The following is a 932-nucleotide window of genomic DNA, read 5'->3' on the forward strand; positions in this document are numbered from 1 at the left end:
CTTGTGGATTTACAGTGTTTGAATAACTGGTTTACCAAGTGTTGTTACTGTGCTTAATGATTGAGATAAAGGCTGTAATTATCATTAGATTCCAGCAATTAAATATCAGTATACATATTAGTATCCGCCGCATCTTGAAGCTGTGGCACAAACTCCGTCCCCTTTAGCTTCATCCCCATTTCCCACAGTATTTATGCCATATCATGTTTAGAAACTTTGTCATTTCCCCTCATCGACAAACGTTGATAAAGTTGTTAAAATACCTCACTTGTTAAATTCCTAAAGTCTTCTTGCAACCTATCTCTAGTTTGCTAGTTTGGTTGAATTCATCACGGAGCAGGTTAGTTTGAGTATCCAGAGATTGATCCAAAGATTCAATACTGTTAGAAAACTTACGATTGATTCTCTCAAGATGCTGTCGCAGTTCCGTGGCTTCTTCTTTACTCTCTGTACTTAGAGATTTAAACTTTTTATCAAAGGCTTCGTTAGTCGCCCTAATGTCAGTCGAAAAAACACTTTTTAGCTGTTGCGCATAATCATGAAATTCTTGCTGAAGCCTAGATAAATCCGACTCCATTTTCTCGAAGCGGTTATTAAACTCCCGGATATTAGAACCAAAAATAATATCGCGAATTTGCTCAATATTAGCTAATTTTTCGCGCATTTCTTCTTTAGTTATATCGGACATAATTTCTCCTGGTAGTTGTAGCAGTTATCCTGGTTACGGAATATTTTGGGCTATCCTCCCGACTTAGCCCTGTGGATAAAGGGGGACATTTCCCAGACCCTATGATTGATAATTTTTGGGCTTTTTCCCCTAGGGCGGTTCTCGGGGGGTTGAGGGTTAGCGTGGCGAGATATAGCACAAGACAGAACACTTAGGACGTATAATGGAGAGGACGAGATGACTAAGAAGACCAAAAATGCCAGCC

General features: G+C 39.5%; 1 protein-coding gene. It reads right to left on the minus strand.

The window, feature by feature from the left end; all coding sequences use genetic code 11:
- Window positions 1–271: 271 nt before the first annotated feature.
- Complete coding sequence (locus ACTIE0_RS24705; protein WP_006669234.1) at window positions 272–688, minus strand: hypothetical protein; 417 nt, start codon at window positions 686–688, stop codon at window positions 272–274.
- Window positions 689–932: the final 244 nt, after the last annotated feature.

This window comes from Limnospira sp., from assembly GCF_051859755.1.
Classification (GTDB): Bacteria; Cyanobacteriota; Cyanobacteriia; order Cyanobacteriales; family Microcoleaceae; genus Limnospira; species Limnospira fusiformis.

Coding starts and splice junctions, on each gene's coding strand:
- ACTIE0_RS24705 (WP_006669234.1), bottom strand. CDS start 688: ATGTCCGATATAACTAAAGAAGAAATGCGCGAAAAATTAGCTAATATT.